The sequence below is a fragment of the Corallococcus caeni genome, from assembly GCF_036245865.1.
In the GTDB taxonomy this organism is placed as follows: Bacteria; Myxococcota; Myxococcia; order Myxococcales; family Myxococcaceae; genus Corallococcus; species Corallococcus caeni.
This window is the reverse complement of sequence record NZ_BTTW01000005.1, coordinates 215,842-238,050: the sequence shown is the minus strand read 5'-3', so window position 1 is coordinate 238,050 and position 22,209 is coordinate 215,842. Positions and strand designations below refer to the sequence as shown.

Here is a 22,209-nt window from a genome sequence, read left to right as displayed (position 1 = left end):
CGTGACACCGGACATTCGGGGCAGCCAGCGGGTCAGCGGGTCGCCCGCGCACCGGCCGCGTCATTTCGCACCGCATCGCGGCAAGGATGTCAGGACTCCCTGCTAGCCCTGTTCAACAGGAGGAACAGGCATGAGAGGGATTCAGGCACCGCGCGGTGGGGAAGGGTTCCGGCGCGCATGGCTGGGCCTGGTGTTCATCGCGGGCCTGGTGGGCTGCGCGGGAGGACGCGCCCGTTCCCTGCCGGTGGGGTTGCAGGGCTATGCGCGCTACCACAGCGCTTCGCCCGCACCGCTGCATGGGGAGGTGTCCGCTGGGGCAGGCGGCACGGTGGGGGATGACGCTCCCGCGCGGCTGCCTCCGGGAACGGTGCTCATCGGGAGCTCGGAGGAGCGGACGCGGCAGGCCGTGGCGCTGGGCCTGCTGGAGGTGGACGCGTTCGAGAAGCTGCTGCTGCGCGCCGGGCTGGAGGACCTGGAGGAGCTGCCGGTCCGCCGCAATCCCTTCACTCCCGAGGACGCGGCCGAGGTGCTGAACCGGCTGATGGAGAAGCCGGTGACGTTGGGCACCTATCCGCCCCGCATGGCGGCGGGCTTCCTGCTGCGCGAGGTGCTGGAGGGCGGCGAGGTGTCCCGCGAGGAGTTGGTGCGCCGGATGGAGCGGTTCGTCCGGGAACAGGTGGCCGTGCTGCGGCCGGACGGGTATCTGGCCTGGGCGCTGGATGGGCGCACGCAGCAGAAGGTGGGGCCCGTGCAGTGGCGGGACGGAGCGTTCCGCGCGGGCAGCTTCGAGCTGGGGCGCTTCTACAGCGGCAAGGGTGGTGTCTTCCGACACGTCGATGCGCGGTTGCAAGCTGCGGATTGGCGCCCACTCGCGGAGGTGTACGACGACGCGGACGTCCTCAGCCGCTCACTGGACGGCGCGGAGGACGCGTTCGTGGAGCTGTACCACGGCCTGGGACAGCTCCTGTCCCAGCCCACGGACAGCATCGCGAGCCTGCGCCATCTCCCCGAAGGCGTGGCGGCGCTCATCACGTCGTCGCCCGCGTACTGGGAGCGCTTCCGCTACATGACTGAGGGCGAGCAGCTCCGCGAAGCAGCGCGGCTGACCACGAACGTCCTCATGTTGTGGGGAACGGCTTCCGCGACGACGCGCACGTTGACGCGAGCCGCGGCGGGCGTGGAGGCCACGGTGCCCGTGCTCGCGGTGTCCGCGGAGGGACTGCTGAGTGTCGAGCGCGTCGCGGTGCCAGCCGGACGCGCGGCGGCGGTGCTGAGCGGAGGACCTGGCGCGGCCCTCCTCCTCCAGAAGGCCAACGCGGCGCCGGCTCCGGACGAGCCAGGGAAGTGGGGGCCCGCGAAGGAGTCGATGTCCGAGCGGGCCCGGCGCTACCAGGAGCAGATCTCCGGGCACTCGGCGGACGAAGCGTACTGGGTCGGCGACGTGAAGTTCGACGGGTTCCGGGACGGAGTGCTACTGGAAGCCAAAGGTCCCGGCTATGCGAACAAGTTCCAGGAAGGCTTGGCGCCAAAGCCCTGGTTCAAAGATACAGGTGCACAAGCGCTCGCCGACCAGGCGTCGCGACAAGTCGAGCAAGTTCGAGGCATGGGATTCCGCATCCGATGGCATGTCGCGGAGGAGAGGGCGGCCGATGCAATCCAGAAACTTCTCAAGCGCGCTCGTCTCGGTGAGATCGAAGTCGTTCACACCCCCGCACGCTGAGCAAAAGATCCCATGACCACGGAGTCCAAGCGCCAAGCCTACCCGGATAGCTTCTTTGTCGGCGGTTACTGGGGGGCGCGGAAGGAATCACCTGAAGCATGCGCCAGTCGTGCGGCGGTCTTGCTCGAACGCCTGGCTGCGTGCGATCCGCTTCTGGCCCATTGGTACAAATCCATCAGGTCCCGAAAGGGCACGAAGAAGCTGTCATTGATGCCGCCCGATGTGTCCGTGCTTACGGACCTGTTCCGACGGGGCACCAACCGAGAAGGGGGGCGCGTTTTCGAGGAACTGGGCTTCCATGTCTGGTTCCTGAACGAAAGCGATCCTGATGACGTGGACCTGCGTCTCCGATGCGGAGACTACGCTGGGAGCACGCCGAACTCCTGCTTCCTCTCCCTTCCATTCGAAGGGCCGAACGCGGAACGGGTGTTGACCCCTTCCGTGCTGGAGGCCGTGATGCGCGGCATGGTGACCGCTTTGGATCCAGACTGGATCGCGGCCATGTCCGAACACCATCGGGAACTGGATGATCCAGGCAACAAGACCAACGCCTGGGTCGGTTGGCTGACGTACTTCTCCAAGCAGCGCGGCACCGTGCCTCCGCTCCCCGCGCCCGTGCGCATCGAACCCGTGGAGGACAAGGGCACCCTCATCCTCCTGACCCCGGAGCGCTTCACCGTGGCCAACCCGGAACACGTGGCCCTGGCCCGGCGCGTGCGCGAGCTGCTCACCCGGGCCGGGCTCATCCACAGCCGCTGAAAAAACAACGGCGCGCTCACACCCCGGCCGGTGGAGCGCGCCAACACAAAGCCAGACTACCGCTGCGGCACTTCAATCGCTCGCAGCAGCGCCCCGTCCTGTCCGGGCACCCGCGCGCGCAGGAGCAGCGCGGAACCCGGCTCCGCGGACGTCAGGGCCTGCGCCGCTTCCGCGACGCCGGACACCTTCTGGTCGCCCACCTGCGTCAGCACCATCCCGGGCATCAACCCCGCGCGCTCCGCGGCGCTGCCGGACTCCACCGCCACCACCTGCGCGCCGCCGCTGCCGTCCTGCGCCTCCGACAGCCGCAGGCCCAGCCGCTTCGACAGGGGCGCGGGCGTCGTGTCCCGGGGCGTCATCTCCTCCTCGCCCCGCTGCGTGGGCCGGGTGCCCAGCTTCACCGGCACCTCCATCGCCTTGCCGCCGCGCACCAGGCTCACCTTCACCTCGCTGCCCGGCTTGAGCAGCGCCACCGCGCGCGTCAGCGACCCGGCGGAGTCCACCGCGCGCTCGCCCACCGACGTGATGATGTCCTCCTCGCGCAGGCCCGCCTTCTCTCCCGGCCCGCCCGCGGAGACGCCGGCCACCACCGCGCCCTTCGCCGCGTCCACGCGCAGCGCGCGCGCCAGCTCCGGCGTGAGGTCCTGCACCGCCAGGCCCACCCAGCCCCGGCGCACCACGCCCGTCTCCTGGAGCTGCGGCAGGAGCGCCTGGATGAGGTTCGCCGGCACCGCGAAGCCGATGCCCGTCGCGCCGCCGATGATGGCCGTGTTCATGCCCACCACCTCGCCCTTCATGTTGAAGAGGGGGCCGCCGGAGTTGCCCGGGTTGATGGCCGCGTCCGTCTGCAGGAAGTCGTCATACGGACCCGCGTGGATGTCGCGCGCCCGGGCGGACAGGATGCCCGCGCTCACGCTCGACGCGAGCCCGAACGGGTTGCCAATGGCCATCACGGGGTCGCCCACGCGCAGGCCATCCGAGTCCCCCAGCTTCACGAAGGGCAGGTTCCCGGACACGCCCTTCAACTGGATCAGCGCCACGTCCGTGAGCGAGTCGCGGCCCAGCACCTCCGCGTCGAACGCGCGCCCGTCCTCCAGCTTCACCCGGACGAGGTCCGCGCCCTCCACCACGTGGTTGTTCGTGAGCACCAGGCCGGACGGGTCGATGACGAAGCCCGACCCCAGCCCCTGCTTCGCGGGCGCGCCGCCCTCGCCGAAGGGGCTCTGTCCGCCCGGCATGCCGAAGCGCTCGGCGAGGCCGGGGGGAAGGCCCTGCATCATCCCGCCCATCGCGGGCCGGGCGCGCGCCTGCACCTCCACGTTCACCACCGCGCCCTTCACCGTGTCCACCAGCGGCGCCAGCGACATGAGCGCGCCGGGCGACCCCGGCGTGGGCGTATAGACCGCCGGCTCCACCTTCGCGCCCGACGGCGTGGTGGCTGTCTGCGTGGAGCCCGTCTTGAGCGACAGCGTGGGGCGGGAGGGAGTGGCCACGTCCGCGGCCGGCTTGCAGGCCCCCAGGGCGACCAGGGGCATCAGCGTGAGCGCGCGGGCAAGGTGGCGGCGGGACGGAAGCGTGCGGACCATCGTGCGTTCTCCTTGGTGGCGGCCGGAAAGCGGGCCTTCCGGACGGAGAGGGGGAAAAGAGTCGAACCGGATGCGGTGGGCACCCTGGGAAGGAGGCAGCGGTCCCGTTCCACCAGCGACACCGGGAGCCACCGGTGGCCCAGCTGCCTGAAGGGAGCTCTTGGAGGAAGCCCCGCATCCGGTCCGACGCCCGGACCTCATTGCAGCCCGTGGGCCAACCCCTCCAGAACCCCCCTTCAGAGGGGAGCCCGGCCTCGGAAGGCCCCAGGACGCGGGGCAAAGTGCCCCAGTCGGGGCATTTCGCCCGGGGGCGGCATGCCCCATGCCCCACCGCCACGGCGCCCCCCATGCATGGCACGGCGGATGCTCTTGAAGCGGGAGATCCCCTCTCAACCCCTCCAGGAGTCCACGCCCATGGTGCACGAGCAGCCGGAAGGGGTCGCGCGCGGCGCGGCCTGGGAAGACCCCCACTCCGAGCCCGCCAGGGCCCCGCGCATCCTGGTGGCGGATGATCAGCTGGAGATGCGCACGCTCATCCGCAAGATGCTCGTGCGGCGGGGCTATGAGGTGGTGGAGGCGGCGGACGGGCCGGACCTGGTGCGCGTCCTCGTGGAGGGGCTGACGGCGGAGGAGTCGCGCGCGCCCGACCTCATCATCACCGACGTGCGCATGCCGGGCTTCACGGGCCTGGAGGTGCTCGCCCGGCTGCGGCGCGAGCAGTGGACCACGCCGGTCATCCTCATCACCGCTTTCGGCGACGTGCAGCTGCACCGCGAGGCCCTCCGCCTGGGGGCCGCCTGTGTGCTCAACAAGCCGTTCGACATGGACGAGCTGCGCGGCGCGGTGGAAGTGGCCCTCGCGGTGACGCGCGAGTAATGCCGGCGCGCTAAGGTGGCGCGGCCCGCCGCTCGTGAAGCCGGCATGTCGCAAGGACGCCCATGCGCCGCCTCCCCTGGTCCCTGTCGTTGTCCCTGCTGTGCCTGGCGTGCGCGCCCACGCAGCGCCAGACGCCGGACGCGGGCGCCCCGGAGGCCACGCCCCAGCGGCTGGCGGTGAACATCGTCCACACGTATCCGCACGACCCCACGGCGTTCACGCAGGGGCTCCAGTTCCACCAGGGCCAGCTCTATGAGAGCACCGGTGAGAAGGGCGACCTGCGCCGCATCTCGCTGGAGCAGGCGGCGCCCCTGTGGAAGGAGTCCCTGCCGGACGTGTTCCCGGAGGGGCTCGCGAGCGACGGTGAGCGGCTGTACCAGCTCACCTGGCAGGACGAGACGCTCTACGTGTGGAACGGCACGCCGCCCGCGCGGGAGAAGCAGGTGGCCTACGCGGGCGAGGGCTGGGGCCTGTGCTACTGGCGGGGCCAGCTGGTGCGCAGCGACGGCACGGCCACGCTGCGTTTCCACGACCCGAAGGACTTCCACGTGAAGTCCCAGGTGCAGGTGACGCTTCAGGGCGTGCCGCAGGAGATGCTCAACGAGCTGGAGTGCGCGGAGGACGGCGTCTACGCCAACGTCTGGCATTCCAACACCCTCCTGAAGATCGACTATGCGACGGGCCGCGTGCTGGCGGTCATCGACGCGTCGGCGCTGGCGCAGGCGGTGCGCGGGCGGGTGCACAGCTATGAGGCGGTGCTCAACGGCATCGCGCTGGAGCCCGGCACCGGCCGCCTGTTCCTCACCGGCAAGCTGTGGCCCGACCTCTTCGAAGTGACCCTGGTGGGGCCCGCCGCCACGCCGTAGGCCCTTTCCAGACAACCCGCTTCAGGCCGGGCCGGAATCCCCCTGTCTGGAAAAGCGCCGCCGCACCGTACGGACCACCTCCGCGTCCCAGCGCGGTGACAGCAGCTCCAGCGCGGTCCGCCGGAAGGGCAGGGCGCACGCCAGACACGCCAGCGTCGCGGCCAGTCCAATGAGCGAGTTCTGCCACGACGCCAGGTTCCACTGGCCGGACCAGGACCACGCCTCCAGGCTCTGGGGCCACAGATAGTGGATGGGCCAGCCGGGACCGCTCCCGGCGAGGTCGCACAGCAGATGCCCGTGGAATGCAGTCACCGACAGCAGGGCCACGGCTGCTCGCTGCCGTGCCAAGGCCGTACAGACCGCCAACGTGACGAGCGCTCCCACATAGCCATGAAAAATCACGTGGTGATAACGCGAATAGAACTCTTCACCCGCCAGCAATGACAAACCATCCAGATCCGGCGCCAGCCCCGCGCAGGTGACCAGGAGGCGGTCACGCCGCTCGCGCAGGCCTTGCGCCAGGAGCCAGGACAGTTCGGCGTGGACGATGGGGTTCATGGGTACTCCAGAGTACGTCATGCCAGGGGGCCGGGCGAAGGTTCCCGGCCCTGTGCGTTGAGAAGGTGGGGGCAATGACTCGTCATGAATTTCATCTCCGCGCGCCCGGGGCCAGACCTCGCCACGTTGTTTGAGTCACACGCACGAGACACCCCCGAAGCCGTGGCGGTGCATTCCGAAGAGGGTGTGCTCAGCTATGACACCCTCAACCGGCGCGCGAACCGGCTGGCACGGCGGCTCCAGGCCCTGGGCGTGGGGCCCGACCAGCCCGTGGGCATCCACGTCGACCGCACACCGGCGACGCTGGTGGGATTGCTGGGCATCCTGAAGGCAGGAGGCGCCTATCTGCCATTGGAGCCGAGCCATCCTTCAGAGCGGCTCGCCGCGATGGTGGAGGACTCCGGGATGCGGGTCCTCGTGGGTCGGCGCGAGGCAGTCCAGGGACTGCGCTTCCAGGGGCACGTCGTCGAAGCGCCCACCGCGGACGAGCCTCCAGACGAACGCGATGCCGTGAACGTGAAGGGCGGGGCGGGGCCGGACTCGCTGGCCTATATCCTCTACACGTCGGGCTCCACGGGCAGCCCCAAGGGTGTGTGCATCCCGCACCGGGGCGTGGTGCGGCTGGTGCTGGATGCGGGCTTCATGGGCTTCCGGCGCGAGGACCGCGTGCTCCAGGCCGCGTCGTATGCCTTTGATGCCTCGACGTTGGAGGTCTGGGGGGCGCTCCTGAATGGCGCGACGTTGTGTCTGGTTTCACGGGAGACCCTGCTGTCGCCCCCGCTCCTCGCGGCGAAGCTCCGGCGTGAGGCCATCTCCGCCGCGGTGCTGAGCACGTCGCTGTTCCATCAACTGGCGGCGGCCATTCCAGACGCGTTCGGCGGGCTCCGCGTCTTGATGGTGGGCGGCGACGTGCTGGACGGCAGGTGGGTGGCGCGAGTCATGGCGCAGGGAAGGCCCCAGCGGCTGCTCAACAGCTACGGCCCCACCGAGTGCACCACCTCCGCGACGGCGTATGAGCTCCACGCGCCGCCAGCTCCGGGAGGGTCCATTCCCATCGGCAGACCGCTCGCGCGGCTCCAGCTTCACGTCCTGGACGACACTGGGAAGCCGCTGTCCGTGGGCGAGGCGGGTGAGCTGTACCTGGGCGGGGAAGGGCTCGCGCGGGGCTACTTGAACCGGCCTGACCTGACCGGCGAGCGGTTCCTCCCGGATCCCTTCAGCGACATGCCCGGGGCGCGGATGTACCGGACGGGAGACCGGGCGCGGTGGCTGGAGGACGGCAACCTGGAGTTCCTGGGGCGGGTGGACCACCAGGTGAAGATTCGCGGCGCGCGGGTCGAGCTGGGGGAGATTGAAAGCGTGCTGCGCGCGCATGCCGGGGTCGGTGACGCCGTGGTCCGGGTGCACGAAGCGTCTCCCGGAGACAAGCGGCTGGTCGCGTATGTCTCACGGCGTGAAGGCGCGGCCCTGGAGGACGCGGAGCTGCGCGCGTATCTGGGCTCGAAGCTGCCGGACTTCATGCTCCCGCATGCGGTCATGGTGCTGGACCGGCTGCCGCTCAACTCCAGTGGCAAGGTGGAGCGTCAGCTGCTTCCGGCGCCGCGCTTCGGGAGCGGTGAGGGCGAGACGCCGCGCACGCCGCTGGAGCAGGAGATCGCGCGCGTCTGGTCGGAGGTCCTGGGGACGCAGCAGGCCGGAAGGCAGGACCGCTTCATGGAGTCGGGCGGGGACTCGCTGCTCGCGATCCGCCTCATCGAGCGGCTGGAGCAGGCGGTGTCCGTCCGCCTGCCCGTGCGGGCGCTCTTCGACAGCCCGAACATCGCGGAGCTGGCGCGGCTGGTGGAACTGGCACGGAACGAGGGTCGGCGCCTCGCCCTTCCCCCCATCGTCCCGGTGGACCGGACGCGGCCCCTGCCGCTGTCGGATGCCCAGCGGCAACTGTGGCTCCTGGAGCAGGTGGCGCCCCGGAGCGCCGTCTACAACGAGCCCTTCACGCTGCACCTGCCCGGCGACCTCCAGCCCGACGCACTGGAGCGCGCGTTCCTGTCACTCATCGCCCGGCATGAGGTGCTGCGAACGACCTTCGGCTCCACGCCGGACGGTCCCTTCCAGCGGGTGGAAGCCGATGTGCCGTTCCACCTGCGACGCGTGGACCTGCGCGCCCTTCCTGAGAGCCTGCGGGGCGCGAAGGCGTCGCGGTTGGCCACCCAGGAGGCGCGTGCGCCCTTCGACCTGGAGCACGGGCCGCTGCTGCGGGCGACGTGGATCCGGCTGAGCGCGGCGGAGAGCCGTCTCTTCCTGGTGATGCACCACCTCATCGTGGATGGCTTCACGATGGCGGCGTTCCTCCAGGAGCTACATCGGTTCTACCTGTCGGAGGCGACCGCGCTTCCGCCCTTGCGGCTCCAGTACGGCGACTTCGCCGTCTGGCAGCAGGGGCCTCGATACCAGGAGGCCATCGCGCCGCACCTCGACTGGTGGAAGCAGGCGCTCGCGGGGGCTGCGCACCTGGAGCTGCCCACTCAGCATGCGCGGCCTCCGGTCCCGAGCTTCCGGGGCGCGAAGCACGTCGTGCGGATCCCCAGGGACCTGTTGGAGTCGGTGAAGGCGCTGGGACGCGGCGAGGACGCCACGCTCTTCATGACGATGCTGGCGGCGCTGGGGGCGTTGCTGCACCGCTACTCCGGCGCGGAGGACCTGCTGGTCGGAGGGGCCTTCTCCGGACGGAGCCGCGAGGATTCGCAGGCCCTCTCCGGGCACTTCGTGAACCTGCTGCCGCTGCGGCTGCGCTTCTCCGCCGGGCTGAGCGTCCGGGGCCTGCTGGCGCAGGTGCGCCGCGTCTGTCTGGAGGCGCTTGAACACCAGGACGCGCCGCTCCTGCGCATCGTGGAGGCGGTGAACCCGCCGCGCATCCCCGGCGTGAACCCGCTGTTCCAGGTGTCCTGCACGCTGGAGCCGCGCATCGCGGTGCCGGAGTCGGGCTGGCGGGTGGAACCCCATGACATCGACACGGGGACGTCGAAGCTGGACCTCTCCATCGAGCTGGATGAGCGGCCAGACGGCATGTCCGTGCGGTGGGAGTACGCGCTGGATGTCTTCGAGCCCTGGATGATCCACCAGCTCGGCGACCACTTCGTGACGCTGCTGGCCGAGGCCGTGCGCGACCCGGAGCGGCCGGTGGCGGCGCTGCCCTTGCTCTCCGAAGCGGAGCAGACGCGGCTGTTCGAATGGGCGCAGGGGCCCGTGGAGGACCTGTCGCACGCGGACTGCCTGCATCACCCGTTCGAAGCGCAGGTGGAGCGCACGCCGGACGCGACAGCCCTCGTCTTCCAGGGCCGGACCCTGAGCTACCGGGCCCTGAACGCGGAGGCGAACCGGCTGGCGCATCACCTCCAGTCGCAGGGCATCGGGCCCGGAGACTTCGTGGGGGTGTGCCTCCAGCGGTCCTTAGAGCTGATCACCGCCATGCTGGCGACGCTGAAGGCGGGCGCGGCCTACGTGCCGCTGGACCCCGCGTATCCCCGAGCGCGGCTGGAGTTCACGGCGCGGGACGCGGGGCTGAGCTGCATCCTCGCGCAGGAGGCGACGCGCGCGCTCATGGACGGCGCGGGCGTTCCGGTGGTCGCGCTGGAGCAGGTGCGCGGTGGCTCGGAGGAGAATCCCCGGGTCCATGTCACCGGGGATGACCTCGCGTACGTCATCTATACCTCCGGTTCGACGGGCCAACCCAAGGGCGTGCGCATCGGGCACCGGAGCGCGGGGCACCTGTCCGGGACCGTGGCCTCCGACTTCGGCTTCGCACCGGGAAAGCGCGTGGCGCAGTGCTCCCGGTTCGGCTTCGACTTCTCCGTCGGGGAGATCTTCCCGACGATCTCCTCCGGCGCCACGCTGTGCCTGATGGCTCAGGAGGACGTGGCCGCCGGTGAGGAGCTGGCGGACTTCCTGGAGCAACAGCGCATCCACCTCGCGATGTTCACGCCGGCGGCGCTGGGCTCCATGGCGTGGCGGGCGCTCCCGGACCTGAAGACGCTCGTGATTGGCGGTGAGGAGCTCCCCGCGCGGCTCGTGGACACCTGGGCCCCGGGCCGCCGGTTCATCCAGGTCTATGGGCCCACCGAGGCCACGGTCTTCACGACGACCACGGAGTGCACCGCGGGCCAGGGCCCGTACGCCATCGGGACGCCGCTTCCGGGCTACGAGGTCTACCTGCTGGATGAAGCGCTGGCGCCCGTCCCCGTGGGCGTGCGCGGCGCGCTCTACATCGGAGGCAAGGGGCTGGCGCACGGCTACCTGAACCGGCCCGAGCTCGACGCGGAGCGGTTCATCCCCCATCCCTTCAGCGCGGAGCCGGGCGCCCGCCTCTACAAGAGCGGTGACGTCGCCAGCCACCGGCCGGACGGCCGCATCGACTTCCACGGGCGGTCGGATCGCCAGCTCAAGCTGCGCGGCTTCCGCATCGAGCTGGGCGAAATCGAAGCGGCGCTGCGCAAGCATCCCGACGTTCGCGACGCCGTGGTCGAACCCCGGCTGCTCGCGGGAGAGCGGCACCTGGTGGGCTACGTCATTCCCCGGGATGCCGCCACGGCGCCACGGTTGCTGACGCCCGCGTTCAGGGACTCGCTGGGCGAGACGCTTCCACCGCACATGGTTCCCCGGGAGCTGGTGCTGCTGGACGCGTTCCCGCTGGGGCCCACGGGCAAGCTGGACCGCGACGCGCTGCCGCTTCCTGCCGTCAGGGCCCAGGCCGCTGCTCCCGAAGCCAGTCAGTCCTCGGCGCGGGAGCAGGCGCTGGAACGCATCTGGTGCCGGATTCTCGGCGTGGAACGCGTGGGCAGGCAGGAGGGCTTCTTCGACGCGGGTGGCAATTCGCTGCTGCTCGCGCGGGTACAGTCCGCGCTGGCCTCGGAGCTGGGCATCCGCGTGAGCATGGCCACGCTGTTCCAGTTCCCGACCCTCGAAGCCCTCGCGCGGCACCTGGACGAAGACTCCCGCCCGCGCCCGGTCCCGGTGGCCCCGGAGCCTGAGCGAAGCCCCTCGCGTTCGGAGCACATCGCCGTCATCGGCAGCGCGGGGCGGTTCCCGGGAGCGCCCAGCGTCGATGCGCTGTGGACGCTGCTGGTGGAGGGACGCGAGGGCCTCTCCCGCTTCAGCCGGGAGGCGCTGCTCGCCGCGGGCGAGGACCCCCAGCTCCTGGACGACCCCGCGTATGTCCGGGCCTCGGGCCTGCTGGAGGACGCGGAGTCCTTCGACGCCGCGTTCTTCGGCTACAGCCCCCTGGACGCGCGGCTGATGGATCCGCAGCTGCGCGTGTTCCTGGAGTGCGCCTGGGAGGCGCTCGAGACGGCGGGCTACGACCCGAAGCGGCTTCCCGGCAGGGCGGGGTTGTTCGCGGGCTCCGGCGTGCCGCGCTACTGGCTGGATCAGGTGCTTCCGCGCTTCCGCTCCCTGTCCGTGGCCTCGGAGGCGTACCGGTCCATCCTGGGCAATCCGTGGCAGTTCCTCGCCACGGCGACGGCATATCAGCTGGGCCTGCGCGGGCCCGCGCTCACGGTGCAGACCGCCTGCTCCACGTCGCTGGTGGCCGTGCACCTGGCCTGTCAGAGCCTGCGCACCGGCGAGTCCGACGTGGCCCTGGCGGGGGGCGTCTCCCTCTTCGCGTCCGGTCCGTCCGGCTACCTCCACGAGCAGGGCGGCATCACGTCTCCGGATGGGCACTGCCGTCCCTTCGACGCGAAGGCGCAGGGCACGGTGCCCTCCAGCGGTGTCGGCATCGTGGTGCTCAAGCGGCTGGAGGACGCGCTGCGGGACGGTGACTCCATCCAGGCCGTCATCCGGGGCTCGGCCATCAACAACGACGGCAACGCCAAGGTCGGCTTCACCGCCCCGGGCGTGGAGGGACAGCGCGACGTCATCACACGGGCCCACGCCGACGCGGGCGTGGCCCCCCGCCACATCACCTACGTCGAGGCCCACGGCACGGCGACGCCGCTGGGCGACCCGCTGGAGGTCCAGGCGCTGCGGCTCGCCTTCGGAGCGCGTGAGGCGTCCGAGCCCGCGGTCGTCCTGGGGGCGCTCAAGAGCAACGTGGGGCACCTGGACTCGGCGGCCGGGGTGGCGGGGTTGATCAAGACGACGCTGGCCCTGGAGCACCGCTTCCTTCCGGGGACCGTCCACTTCGAGCACGCGCATCCGGAAGCGGGCCTGGAGCGTTCGCCCTTCGTCGTGAGCCGGGAGGGGCGGCCGTGGTCCGTGCCCGAGGGCTTCCCGCGCCTCGCGGGGGTCAGCTCGTTTGGCATTGGCGGGACGAACGCGCACGTCGTCCTGGAGGAAGCGCCGTCCGCGAAGGTCCTCGCCGCGGGCACGGCGATGGAGGTGCTGACGCTCTCGGCGCGGAGCGGGGAGGCGCTGGGCGCGGCCTCGCGGCGGCTCGCGGATCACCTGGAGCGGCATCCCGGACAGTCACTGGCGGACGTCGCGTACACGTTGCAGGAAGGCCGGACGGCGTTCGGGTACCGGCGCGCCATCACCTGCGAGACACCCGAGGAGGCCATCGCGAAGCTCCGGCGGGACGGCTCCGCGCAGCTCGCCTCCACTCCACTCCCGGAGGTGTGCTTCCTGTTCCCGGGGACGGGCACGCAGGAGCCGGGCATGGGCGCGGAGTGGTACCGGCGCGCGCCGGCGTACCGCGAAGCCTTCGACGAATGCGCCGCGCACTTCGGCCGGGAGGTGGAGCGCGACCTTCGCGCCGCGCTGCTCACGGTGGATGACGGGACGCGTGCGGAGGAGGCGCTCCGTGCGCCCTCGCTGGGCATGGCCGCCATCTTCACGACGGAGTACGCGCTGGCGAAGCTGCTGGGCGCCTGGGGCCTCCACCCGACGAGCCTCCTGGGTCACAGCCTGGGCGAATACGCCGCTGCCTGTCTCTCCGGTGTCCTGTCGTTGGAGCAGGCCGTGTCGCTGGTCGCGCTGCGCGGCCGGCTCTGCGACGCGCTGCCACCCTCCGGCATGCTGGCCGTGCCCCTGTCGGAAGCCGTGCTGACGCAGGAATTGCCACCCGCGCTGTCCCTGGCCGCGGTCAACGGCCCCGGCCAGTGCGTGGTGGCCGGCACGCTGGAGGCGTTGGAGGACTTCGCGGCGCGGTTGCAGGAGCGGGGCATCAAGACGAAGTGGCTGCCACGCACGAAGGGGTTCCACTCCGCGCTCGTGGAGCCGGCGATGCAGCCGCTCACGGAGCTGGCCCGGACGATGCGCCCGAGGTCCCCGGCGATTCCCCTGGTCTCCAACGTCACTGGCACCTGCATGACCGGGGACGACGCGCGCGATCCCACGTACTGGGCCCGCCACCTGCGACACACGGTCCGGTTCTCCGCCGGGCTGGAGCTGCTGCTGGAGGACCGTGAGCGGATCTTCGTGGAGGTGGGGCCGGGACGGACGCTCTCCACGTTGACGCAGCTGAACCCCCGGGTGGGGCGGGAGCGGCTGGTGCTGCACACGCTCGGCGCGCGCGCGGGACGGCGGCACCTGGCGGAGCGCGACGAACAGGCGCTGCTCCAGGCCGTGGGACAGCTCTGGTCCGTGGGCTTCCCCGTGGACTGGAGCCGGGTGCGCGGAAGCGGACCGCGCAGGCGCGTCGTGCTGCCGACGTATCCCTTCGAGCGCAAGCGGTACTCGCTGGCGGAGAAGGCCCCACCGCCCGCGCGACCTCCCGTCAGTACCGAGCCCCGGGCCCTGAGCCGCGAGGAGGTGCGGGCCTCCATGGAGGCGCTCTGGAAGGAGCTGCTCGGCGTGGACACGCTGACGCCGGACAGCCACTTCTTCGAACTGGGCGGCACGTCCCTGCTGGTCGTGCAGCTCAACCGCGAGCTCAAGTCGCGGCTGTCCGTGACCCTGTCGCTGCACGCGGTGCTGGAGCACCCGACGCTGGGCGCCTGGGTGCACGCGGTCCAGGAGGAGCTGGAGCGGACGGGGAGGCCGCTCCTCAAGGAGGCGCCGCTGCGGATGGAGCTGCAGGCGGGACGGCGCGGACGGACGCCGCTGTTCCTGGTGCAGCCCATTGGAGGCACCGTCTACACGTACCTGCCGCTGGCGAAGCGGCTGGGCGCGGACATACCCGTGCACGCGTTCCGCGCGTCGGGGCTGGAGCCGGGCGAGGTGCTCTACCGCGACGTGCCGGCGATGGCGCGCACGTACGTGGACGAGCTGCTGACGTTCCAGCCCCAGGGCCCCTTCTGGCTGGGCGGCCATTCATCGGGCGGCGTCATCGCGTACGAGATGGCGGCCGTGCTGCTGGAGCGCGGCCACTCCGTGGCGGGCGTCATCCAGATCGACACGGTGACGGTGGACGACTCGCGCAGGCTGGGCATCCGGAGCGTCGGGGACGTGCTCCGGCTCATCGATGCGTTCCAGGAGATCTCCCCGCGCGCGGCGGACGGACTGCGGGCGGCGATGGAGCTCGACGCGCGGCTGCGCGACGTGGTGCTCGCGACCAACGAGGCCATCGCGGCGTACGCGCCGGAACGTCACGCGGTGCCGCTCGTGTACCTGCGGGCCTCGGAGCGGGACGCGGTGCTGGATTCGCACGCGGCGGCATGGTGGCAGGCGTTGACGACCGCTCCGTTCCAAGCCCACGACGTGCAAGGCAACCACTTCACCGTCATGGAGGAGCCCGCCGTGGCGGAGGTGGCGCGGCTCATCCGGGAGCACCTGACCGCGGGAAGGGACACGGGACGTGACGACCTCGACGCGGGATGAATGGAGGACGGAGCTCTCACGGCGCTTCACCGCGTTCGTGGAGGCCTATGAGCGCGGGAGCCTGGAGGCGCTGTCCAGGTTGTTCTGGCACGACGACGACATCGTGGTCGTGGGCACGCACTCCAACCTCCACTTCATCGGCTGGGAGCGCGTGGAGCACTCCTTCCGCACCCAGTTCGGGAGCCTGCGCGACCTCCGCGTGACGCTGCGCTCGGAGCAGCTCTGGCACGGAGGGGCCGCGCCCTCCACGATGGCGTGCCTCACGGTGCCCGCGATGGACGTCTCCTTCGTCGGAGGCAGCGGGCCCGTCACCTTCGAGAACATCCGCGTGGCCTGCGCCTTCGAGCGCCGGGGCACCGAGTGGCGGATGGTCCAGATGCACTGGTCGCTCCCGCGCAAGGAGGTGCTGGTGGACCACGGGAGCCGCTGATCACCCCGGAGGCAGGGGCGAGCGTCGCGGCGTGCCCAGCAGCTCCAGCGTGCGCAGCGCCACGTCCGCCAGCGTGGACGTGCACGGCATGCAGCCTCCGCCGCAGCACGGAGGCCAGTCGCCCTCCGGGTCCCGCAGCAGCGGATACACGCAGCCCCGCAGGGACAAGGGCAGGCCCGCGTCGTCGCAAGCCTGACGCAGCGCTGCCTGCACGGTGGCATCCTTCACGTCCATCGCTTCAGCTTCCTAACCGGCTTCAGGAAGGAAGACAGCCCGTGCGCATGGCCTTGTCCCCCCGGTGGTTCCCGCGCCGCGCCTTCGCGGTGCTCCTCGCGTGCCTCGCCTGCGCCTGCACGCGGACCGGCCGGACCTCCCGCACGCCAGCGGACGACCCCACGGTTCGTCTCATGGACACCCTGCGTGCACACGCTCGCGGCAGGGCCCCCGTCTGCGCCCCGGACGCCCGGCTGCTCCAGCCTGGAGGCGGCATCGACCTGGAGCGCCTCCACGCCTCGGGTCATCCCGTCATCGTCTGGACCGTGAACGACGTGCCCACGATGCAGGCCCTGCTCCGGCGCGGCGTGGACGGCATCATCAGCGACCGGCCGGACCTCCTCGCGCGGGCGGTGCGCGACTTCGACGCCAACGGGGACGGCACCTCCGGGGACCTGCTGGACGCGGACGGGCTCATCGACCCGAAGCGCTTCGATGCGCAGGGCCACCGGGGCGCGCGGGGCCTGCGGCCGGAGAACACGCTGCCCGCCTTCGAGGCCGCGCTCGACTTCCACATGACCACGCTGGAGCTGGACACCGTCCTCACCGCCGACGGCGTCCCCGTGCTCTCCCACGACCCGGACCTGTCCCCGGCGAAGTGCCGCCACGCGGATGGAAGCCCGCTCCCGGCTCCCGTCCCCATCGCGACCCTCACCGTCGCGCGGCTCCAGACCGCCTTCGTCTGTGACCGGCTCCTCGCGGACCGCCCGGAGCAGACGAACGACCGCGCCCGCTCGCCCGAAGCCGTCGCGTTCTCCGCCCGCGCCGGACTTCCGGACCCCTACAGCGTCCCCACGCTGCGCCAGCTGTTCGCCTTCGCGGCGGACCAGGCGGACGCCGCGCACGAAGCCCGCGACCCGCTCCGCGCCCGGAACGCCCGGCGCGTCCGGTTCAATGTGGAGCTCAAACGGCCATCGCCGAAGACAGACGTCGCTCCAGCCCACGGCGGCGCGGTCGCCCAGGTCATCCAGGACGCGGGGCTCGTTCAACGGGCGGACGTGCAGTCCTTCGACCTGCGCGCCGTGCGCTCCATGCAGGAACATCATCCCGGACCGCGCGCTGTTCTCCTCCTGCAGACGCCTCCCACGGCCGCGGACGCGCGGGCTGCCGAGTAGCCAGACGGCCCCGCTCCCAGTTGGGAAATCAAGGATTTAGTCAGGCGACGAATCAACTTGCGCAAAATCGTTAGGGGCCTTACTAGACGTCGCGTCTTGGCTCCTCCCCGTCCCAGAAACGCCACGCCGATGAAGCTCGTGCCCCGGTACGAGCGGCTGAAGCAGATGGCCAAACGGTTTCCCGCGCTCGACCCGAGCGCCATCGAGACCTGCCTGACGATGCTCCGCCTCTCCAATGAGCTGACCGAAGCCTATGAGGCGCACTTCGCGCGACACGGGGTGTCCCACGGACGCTTCGTCGTGCTGGTGCAGCTCTTCGCGGCGGAGGACGCGGGGGAGACGCTGCGCCCCGCGGAGCTCGCGGAGCTGTCGCGGTGCAGCCGCGCGACCATCACGGGGCTCCTGGACACGCTGGAGAAGGACGGCTTCATCTCCCGCACGGACCACCCGGAGGACCGGCGCATGTACTCCGTGCACCTCACGTCCAAGGGCCGCGAGTTCATCCTGGGCATGATGCCCGACCACTACCGCCGCATCGCCGCGCTCATGGCTCCCTTGAGCCTGGATGAGCGGGACACGCTCCGCGACCTGCTCGCCAAGGTGTCCTCCGGCATCCCCGCCCTGCGGGACCCCTGAAGCCTTCCCACACCCCTTCTTCAACAACAGCCGTACCGAGCAACAACCATGACGACCCGTACCGCCGAATCCCTGGAAGCCGCCCCCTCCATCGACGCCCCCGTCGCCACGAAGCCCGCGAAGCGCTCCCGCGCGAAGCAGGTGCTGCCCATCCTCGTGGGCGTGGCGGTGCTGGGCGGAGGCGCGCGCTACCTGCTCACCCACGGCCACGAGTCCACCGACGACGCGCAGGTCGAAGGCCGCATCGCCAACGTGTCGCCGCGCGTGGCCGGGCAGGTGGTCCGCGTGCTCGTGAAGGACAACCAGGCGGTGAAGGCCGGCGACGTGGTGGTGGAGCTGGACCACGCGGACCTGGACGCCCGCCTGGAGGTCGCCCGCGCGGACGTGATGAGCGCGGAGGCCCAGCTGTCCAACGCCCAGGCCCAGCTCACCCTCACGGAGGCCAACGCGGGCGCCAACCTGCGCCAGGCCCGCGCCGGCATCACCCAGGCCTCCAGCGGCATCAGCTCCTCCAAGGCCGCGCTGGAGCAGGCCCGCGCGGACGTGGCAGCGTCCGAGGCGCGCTTCAAGCTGGCGGAGACGGACCTGGGCCGCGTGAAGCAGCTGCGCGAGCAGGGCGCGCTCTCCCAGTCGGACCTGGACACCCGGCAGGCCGCGTATGACACGGCCCGGGCCGCCCTGGACCAGTCCCGCGCGCGCCTGAGCTCCACCGAGGCCGGCATCCAGAGCTCCTCCGGTGGCCTGGAGGCCGCGCAGGGCAAGCTGTCCGCCGCGGAGACGGCCCCCGTGCAGGTGCAGGCCGCGCAGGCCGCGCTGAAGCTGGCCGAGGCCCGCGTCAAGCAGACCCACGCCGCGCAGCAGCTCGCGGAGCTCGCCGTGTCCTACGCGCAGGTGCGCGCCCCGGTGGACGGCGTCATCAGCCGCCGCACCGTGGAGGTGGGGCAGATGGTGGGCCCGGAGCGCCCGCTGATGGCCGTCGTCCCGCAGAACGACATCTGGGTCGTCGCCAACTTCAAGGAGGACCAGGTCGGTGAGATGCGCGCGGGCCAGCCGGTGGACGTGAAGGTGGACGCCTTCGGCAGCCACTCCTTCAAGGGCCACGTGGACAGCCTCGCGGGCGCCAGCGGCGCGCGCTTCGCCCTGCTGCCTCCCGACAACGCGTCCGGCAACTTCGTGAAGGTCGTGCAGCGCATCCCGGTGCTCATCCGCTTCGACGGCGACCTGAAGGAGCTGCCCATCAAGCCCGGCATGAGCGCCTACGTCACCGTGGACACGGGCGCGGAAGCGCAGCCGCAGAAGACCGCGGCGGTGGACACCCGGAAGGCGGAGTAACCCACCGTGGACGCACGCCGCGACGTCATCCAAGGTTCCAAGGCGGGCATCACCATCGCGGCCATGGCCGCGGCGCTGATGTCCGTGCTGGACATCTCCATCGTCAACGTGGCCCTGAGCGACATCCGCGCGAGCTTCGGCACCCCGTTGGATCAGATCGCCTGGGTGTCCACGGGCTACATGATGGCCAACGTGGTGGTCATCCCGATGACGGGCTGGCTGCAGCGCCGCTTCGGCTACCGGAAGTACTTCACGTTCTCCATCCTCCTCTTCACGGTGGCCAGCGTGCTGTGCGGCCTGTCGTGGAACCTGCCCTCGCTGGTGGCCTTCCGCATCCTCCAGGGCATGGGCGGCGGCGCCATCATCCCCACGTCCCAGGCCATCCTCTTCGCCCGCTACCCGCGCGAGGAGCACGGCATGGCGGGCGCCCTCTTCGGCCTGGGCGCCGTGACGGGCCCGCTGCTGGGGCCCACCGTGGGCGGCCTCCTCATTGAAGCGGCCAGCTGGCACTGGATCTTCCTCATCAACGTGCCGGTGGGCCTCTTCGCCGCGTACATGGCGTGGCGCTCCATCGAACAGCCCCACTTCGAAGCGTCCACGGAGAAGGTGGACCGCAACGGCATCGCGCTCCTGGCGGTGGGCATGGCGTGCCTCCAGTACGTGCTGGAGGAGGGCAACCGCGAGGACTGGTTCGACAGCCGGCTCATCACCCTGCTGGCGGTCATCGCGGGCATCGCGCTCATCACCTTCGTCGTCCACGAACTGGAGACACCCAGTCCCGTGGTGGACCTGCGCGTGTTCAAGAACCGCTCCTACTCCGCGGCCACGGGGGTGAACTTCCTCGTCGGCACGGCGCTGTTCTCCGGGTCGTTCCTCTTCAGCCTCTTCTGCGGCTCCGTCATGCGCTACGAGGCGTTGGACATCGGGCTCATCTTCCTCAAGGGCAGCGCCATCCAGGTGCTGCTGATGCCGCTCATCGGCAAGTTCGGCGGCAAGGTGGACGGCCGGTTCCTCATCGGCTTCGGCGTCCTGGGCGTGAGCCTGTCGCTGTGGACCAACGGCCACCTGACCACGCGCGTGGATGAAATCACCCTCATCACGCCGGTGTTCATCCGCGCCTGCTCGCTGGGCTTCATCTTCGTGCCGCTGTCGGTGATGGCGCTCAGCAACCTGCGCCCGGAGCAGCGGGGCAACGCGTCGGGCCTCTTCAACCTCACCCGCGAGCTGGGTGGCTCCATTGGCACCGCGTGGATGAGCAGCGCGCTCAGCCGCTCCACCCAGGCCAACGTCACCGCCATCACCTCGCACGTGGACGTCTACGGGCAGGTGGCCCAGGAGCAGGTCGCCTCGATGACGGGCGCCATGGCCGCGAAGGGCGTGCTCAACCCCACGGGCGCCGCCTACGGCCTCTTGAGCCAGCGCATCAGCGCCCAGGCGCTGGTGCGGGCCTTCAACGCGAACTTCCTCATCCTCGCCGGGCTGTTCGTCTGCGCGCTCGTCCTGGTGGCCATGCTCCAGAAGGCGGACCCCACCGTGAAGGTGGAAGGCGCGCACTGACGCGCGGACCGCCGTGAAGGACAAAGCGCGGGTCCCCGGTGCGTTGGGGGCCCGCGCTTCTTCGTTTCAGCAGGGCAGGGGCGGGACTACCGGCGCCACTTCTGCGCGGCGGTGCCGTTGCACTCCCACAGCTGCAGCGGGGTGCCGCTGGCGGAGTTGCCGCCCGTCACGTCCACGCACTTGTTGGCCTGGGGGTTCACCAGGTCACCCGCGCCGGAGAGGATGAACTGCTGCGCCGGGTTGCCGTTGCAGCTCACCAGCTGGATGGCGGTGCCGTTGGCGCTGGAGCCCCAGGCCACGTCCATGCACTTGCCGAACGCGCGCACGGTGCCGTCCGACATGAAGGTCCACTTCTGCGCGTTGGTGCCGTTGCAGTCCCACAGCTGGAGGCGGGTGCCGTCGGCCGTGTTGGAGTTCGGCACGTCGATGCACTTGTTCGCCAGGCCGATGATGGGCCCGCCGGAGCCGCCGCTGCCCGTCGTGGTGAGCGACAGGCCGTAGGCGCCCAGGATGGGGTTGAGCGGCTGGAAGACGGTGTTGCCGCCGGAGGTGCAGTTGCCGCCCGCGCCGGACGTCACGCCCTGCGCCTGGTTGCCGGACAGCCACGAGCCACCGGAGTCGCCGCCCTCCGCGCACGCGCTGGACGCCGTCAGGCCGTACACCGGGCCCGCCGAGTAGTTCACCGTGACGTTCTTCTGCGTGATGACGCCGCAGCGCCAGCCGGTGGTGGAGCCCGAGCGACAGACGGACGCGTTGAGGCCCGCCTCCTGCGACCCGTACACCAGCACGTTGCCGCCCGCGTAGTTGTTCACCCACGGCTGCGAACCCCAGGAGCCGTTGGTGCGCACCCAGGCGTAGTCGTTGCCGGGCCAGTTGGCCGCCACCACCGTGCCCTGCGCCACGCCGTTGAAGCCGCTGGTGGCCGTGCCCGGCCCGCCGCAGTGGCCCGCCGTCACGAAGCCGCCCGACACCGGGAAGCCGATGGAGCAGCGCGCGTTGCCCGGGTAGTACGCGTCACCGCCGCGCAGGTCGTACACCGGCTTGAACTCCTCGCGCGAGGGCACCGTGCGCACCGCGGCGTGCTTCACGCCCGCCTTCGCCACGAAGTCCGTGCCGCCCGTCAGCGCGGAGTCCTGCGCCAGCACGACGACGCTGTTGGTCATCACGTCCACGTACCAGGCGTGCACGGTGCGGTTCGCCGTCTCCGCGTGACGGTCCAGCTCCGCCTTCACCGCCTCCAGCTCCGCCTGCGTGTACTTCACCTTCTGCGGCACCGCCCCCGCGCGGCGGACGGCGTCCGCGTCCGCGTCCGTCGTCACGCCCACCACCAGCGCGCTGCCGTCCGCGTTCATCCACGCGCCGCCAAAGCGCTCGCCCAGCTGCGCGCGCAGCGTCCCCTCCACGCGCACCGCCGCGGCCTCCGCCGCCAGCCGCCGCTTCGCCCCGTCCGCCGTCAGGCCCAGGTCCCGCTGCATCGCGGAGAGCAGGTCCGGCGACACGTCATGCGCGCGCGCCGCTTCCGCCTGGGAAGGGGCCGCCAGCGCCAGCGAGGGAACGACGCTCAACGTGGCGCCGGCGAACAGCGCCGTCGCGGTGGAGAACAGACCGAGGGTCCGCTTCATCGGGTCCTGCCTTTCGTGCTGCGGGGGAGCCCGGAGCGAAACCCGACTGAGCCACGACAGTCAAACAATTCAAGAATTACTTAAATTCTCTGACATATTTGCGTGGTCGAAGAAAGTCCCCGGAAACA

14 protein-coding genes are annotated in these 22,209 nt (G+C 70.9%); 10 read left to right on the top strand and 4 right to left on the bottom strand.

What is annotated here, in order from left to right; all coding sequences use genetic code 11:
* The first annotated feature begins 130 nt into the window (after positions 1-130).
* The gene (locus AABA78_RS22275) at positions 131-1,720 is read left to right on the top strand and encodes a Tox-REase-5 domain-containing protein (RefSeq protein WP_338265498.1); all 1,590 of its coding nucleotides are present in this window, start codon (positions 131-133) and stop codon (positions 1,718-1,720) included.
* Positions 1,721-1,732: 12 nt separating this feature from the next.
* Positions 1,733-2,479, top strand: a complete 747-nt coding sequence (locus AABA78_RS22270; protein ID WP_338265496.1) for an immunity 52 family protein — start codon at positions 1,733-1,735, stop codon at positions 2,477-2,479.
* Positions 2,480-2,535: 56 nt separating this feature from the next.
* Here the strand turns inward: AABA78_RS22270 and AABA78_RS22265 are convergent, their stop codons facing one another.
* Entirely contained in the window at positions 2,536-4,065 is a 1,530-nt protein-coding gene (locus tag AABA78_RS22265) for a trypsin-like peptidase domain-containing protein (protein WP_338265494.1), read from the bottom strand.
* A 363-nt stretch (positions 4,066-4,428) separates the two neighbouring features.
* Between AABA78_RS22265 and AABA78_RS22260 the strand changes: the two genes are divergently transcribed.
* Complete coding sequence (locus tag AABA78_RS22260) at positions 4,429-4,941, top strand: response regulator (protein WP_338265493.1); 513 nt, start codon at positions 4,429-4,431, stop codon at positions 4,939-4,941.
* A gap of 62 nt (positions 4,942-5,003) precedes the next feature.
* Entirely contained in the window at positions 5,004-5,807 is an 804-nt protein-coding gene (locus tag AABA78_RS22255) for a glutaminyl-peptide cyclotransferase (protein ID WP_338265491.1), read from the top strand.
* A 21-nt stretch (positions 5,808-5,828) separates the two neighbouring features.
* Here AABA78_RS22255 and AABA78_RS22250 read toward each other — a convergent pair whose 3' ends face one another.
* Entirely contained in the window at positions 5,829-6,365 is a 537-nt protein-coding gene (locus AABA78_RS22250; protein ID WP_338265488.1) for a metal-dependent hydrolase, read from the bottom strand.
* Positions 6,366-6,449: 84 nt separating this feature from the next.
* On the opposite strand from AABA78_RS22250, the gene AABA78_RS22245 reads away from it, so the two are divergent.
* Both AABA78_RS22245 and AABA78_RS22240 read left to right on the top strand, forming a co-directional pair.
* Positions 6,450-15,116, top strand: coding sequence for a non-ribosomal peptide synthetase/type I polyketide synthase (locus tag AABA78_RS22245; RefSeq protein WP_338265486.1), 8,667 nt, complete (start codon positions 6,450-6,452; stop codon positions 15,114-15,116).
* On the top strand, positions 15,094-15,546 hold the full coding sequence (locus tag AABA78_RS22240; RefSeq protein ID WP_338265484.1) for a nuclear transport factor 2 family protein: 453 nt from the start codon (positions 15,094-15,096) through the stop codon (positions 15,544-15,546). Before AABA78_RS22245 ends, AABA78_RS22240 begins: the two co-directional genes overlap by 23 nt.
* Here AABA78_RS22240 and AABA78_RS22235 read toward each other — a convergent pair whose 3' ends face one another.
* Positions 15,547-15,780 (bottom strand): hypothetical protein, encoded by a 234-nt coding sequence (locus tag AABA78_RS22235; protein WP_338265483.1) that lies wholly within the window; start codon positions 15,778-15,780, stop codon positions 15,547-15,549.
* 47 nt (positions 15,781-15,827) lie between these two features.
* On the opposite strand from AABA78_RS22235, the gene AABA78_RS22230 reads away from it, so the two are divergent.
* From AABA78_RS22230 to AABA78_RS22215, 4 genes are all read left to right on the top strand, one after another.
* Positions 15,828-16,934, top strand: a complete 1,107-nt coding sequence (locus AABA78_RS22230) for a glycerophosphodiester phosphodiesterase family protein (protein WP_338265482.1) — start codon at positions 15,828-15,830, stop codon at positions 16,932-16,934.
* 129 nt (positions 16,935-17,063) lie between these two features.
* Complete coding sequence (locus AABA78_RS22225) at positions 17,064-17,570, top strand: MarR family winged helix-turn-helix transcriptional regulator (RefSeq protein ID WP_171419247.1); 507 nt, start codon at positions 17,064-17,066, stop codon at positions 17,568-17,570.
* A 48-nt stretch (positions 17,571-17,618) separates the two neighbouring features.
* Entirely contained in the window at positions 17,619-18,902 is a 1,284-nt protein-coding gene (locus AABA78_RS22220; RefSeq protein ID WP_338265481.1) for an HlyD family secretion protein, read from the top strand.
* 6 nt (positions 18,903-18,908) lie between these two features.
* Positions 18,909-20,459: a DHA2 family efflux MFS transporter permease subunit gene (locus tag AABA78_RS22215; RefSeq protein ID WP_338265479.1), complete on the top strand. Its 1,551-nt coding sequence runs from the start codon at positions 18,909-18,911 to the stop codon at positions 20,457-20,459.
* An 86-nt stretch (positions 20,460-20,545) separates the two neighbouring features.
* Here AABA78_RS22215 and AABA78_RS22210 read toward each other — a convergent pair whose 3' ends face one another.
* Positions 20,546-22,081: a ricin-type beta-trefoil lectin domain protein gene (locus tag AABA78_RS22210; protein WP_338265477.1), complete on the bottom strand. Its 1,536-nt coding sequence runs from the start codon at positions 22,079-22,081 to the stop codon at positions 20,546-20,548.
* Between the last annotated feature and the right edge of the window lie 128 nt (positions 22,082-22,209).

Coding starts and splice junctions, on each gene's coding strand:
- AABA78_RS22275 (WP_338265498.1), top strand. CDS start 131: ATGAGAGGGATTCAGGCACCGCGCGGTGGGGAAGGGTTCCGGCGCGCA.
- AABA78_RS22270 (WP_338265496.1), top strand. CDS start 1,733: ATGACCACGGAGTCCAAGCGCCAAGCCTACCCGGATAGCTTCTTTGTC.
- AABA78_RS22265 (WP_338265494.1), bottom strand. CDS start 4,065: ATGGTCCGCACGCTTCCGTCCCGCCGCCACCTTGCCCGCGCGCTCACG.
- AABA78_RS22260 (WP_338265493.1), top strand. CDS start 4,429: ATGCTCTTGAAGCGGGAGATCCCCTCTCAACCCCTCCAGGAGTCCACG.
- AABA78_RS22255 (WP_338265491.1), top strand. CDS start 5,004: ATGCGCCGCCTCCCCTGGTCCCTGTCGTTGTCCCTGCTGTGCCTGGCG.
- AABA78_RS22250 (WP_338265488.1), bottom strand. CDS start 6,365: ATGAACCCCATCGTCCACGCCGAACTGTCCTGGCTCCTGGCGCAAGGC.
- AABA78_RS22245 (WP_338265486.1), top strand. CDS start 6,450: ATGAATTTCATCTCCGCGCGCCCGGGGCCAGACCTCGCCACGTTGTTT.
- AABA78_RS22235 (WP_338265483.1), bottom strand. CDS start 15,780: ATGGACGTGAAGGATGCCACCGTGCAGGCAGCGCTGCGTCAGGCTTGC.
- AABA78_RS22230 (WP_338265482.1), top strand. CDS start 15,828: ATGGCCTTGTCCCCCCGGTGGTTCCCGCGCCGCGCCTTCGCGGTGCTC.
- AABA78_RS22225 (WP_171419247.1), top strand. CDS start 17,064: ATGAAGCTCGTGCCCCGGTACGAGCGGCTGAAGCAGATGGCCAAACGG.
- AABA78_RS22220 (WP_338265481.1), top strand. CDS start 17,619: ATGACGACCCGTACCGCCGAATCCCTGGAAGCCGCCCCCTCCATCGAC.
- AABA78_RS22210 (WP_338265477.1), bottom strand. CDS start 22,081: ATGAAGCGGACCCTCGGTCTGTTCTCCACCGCGACGGCGCTGTTCGCC.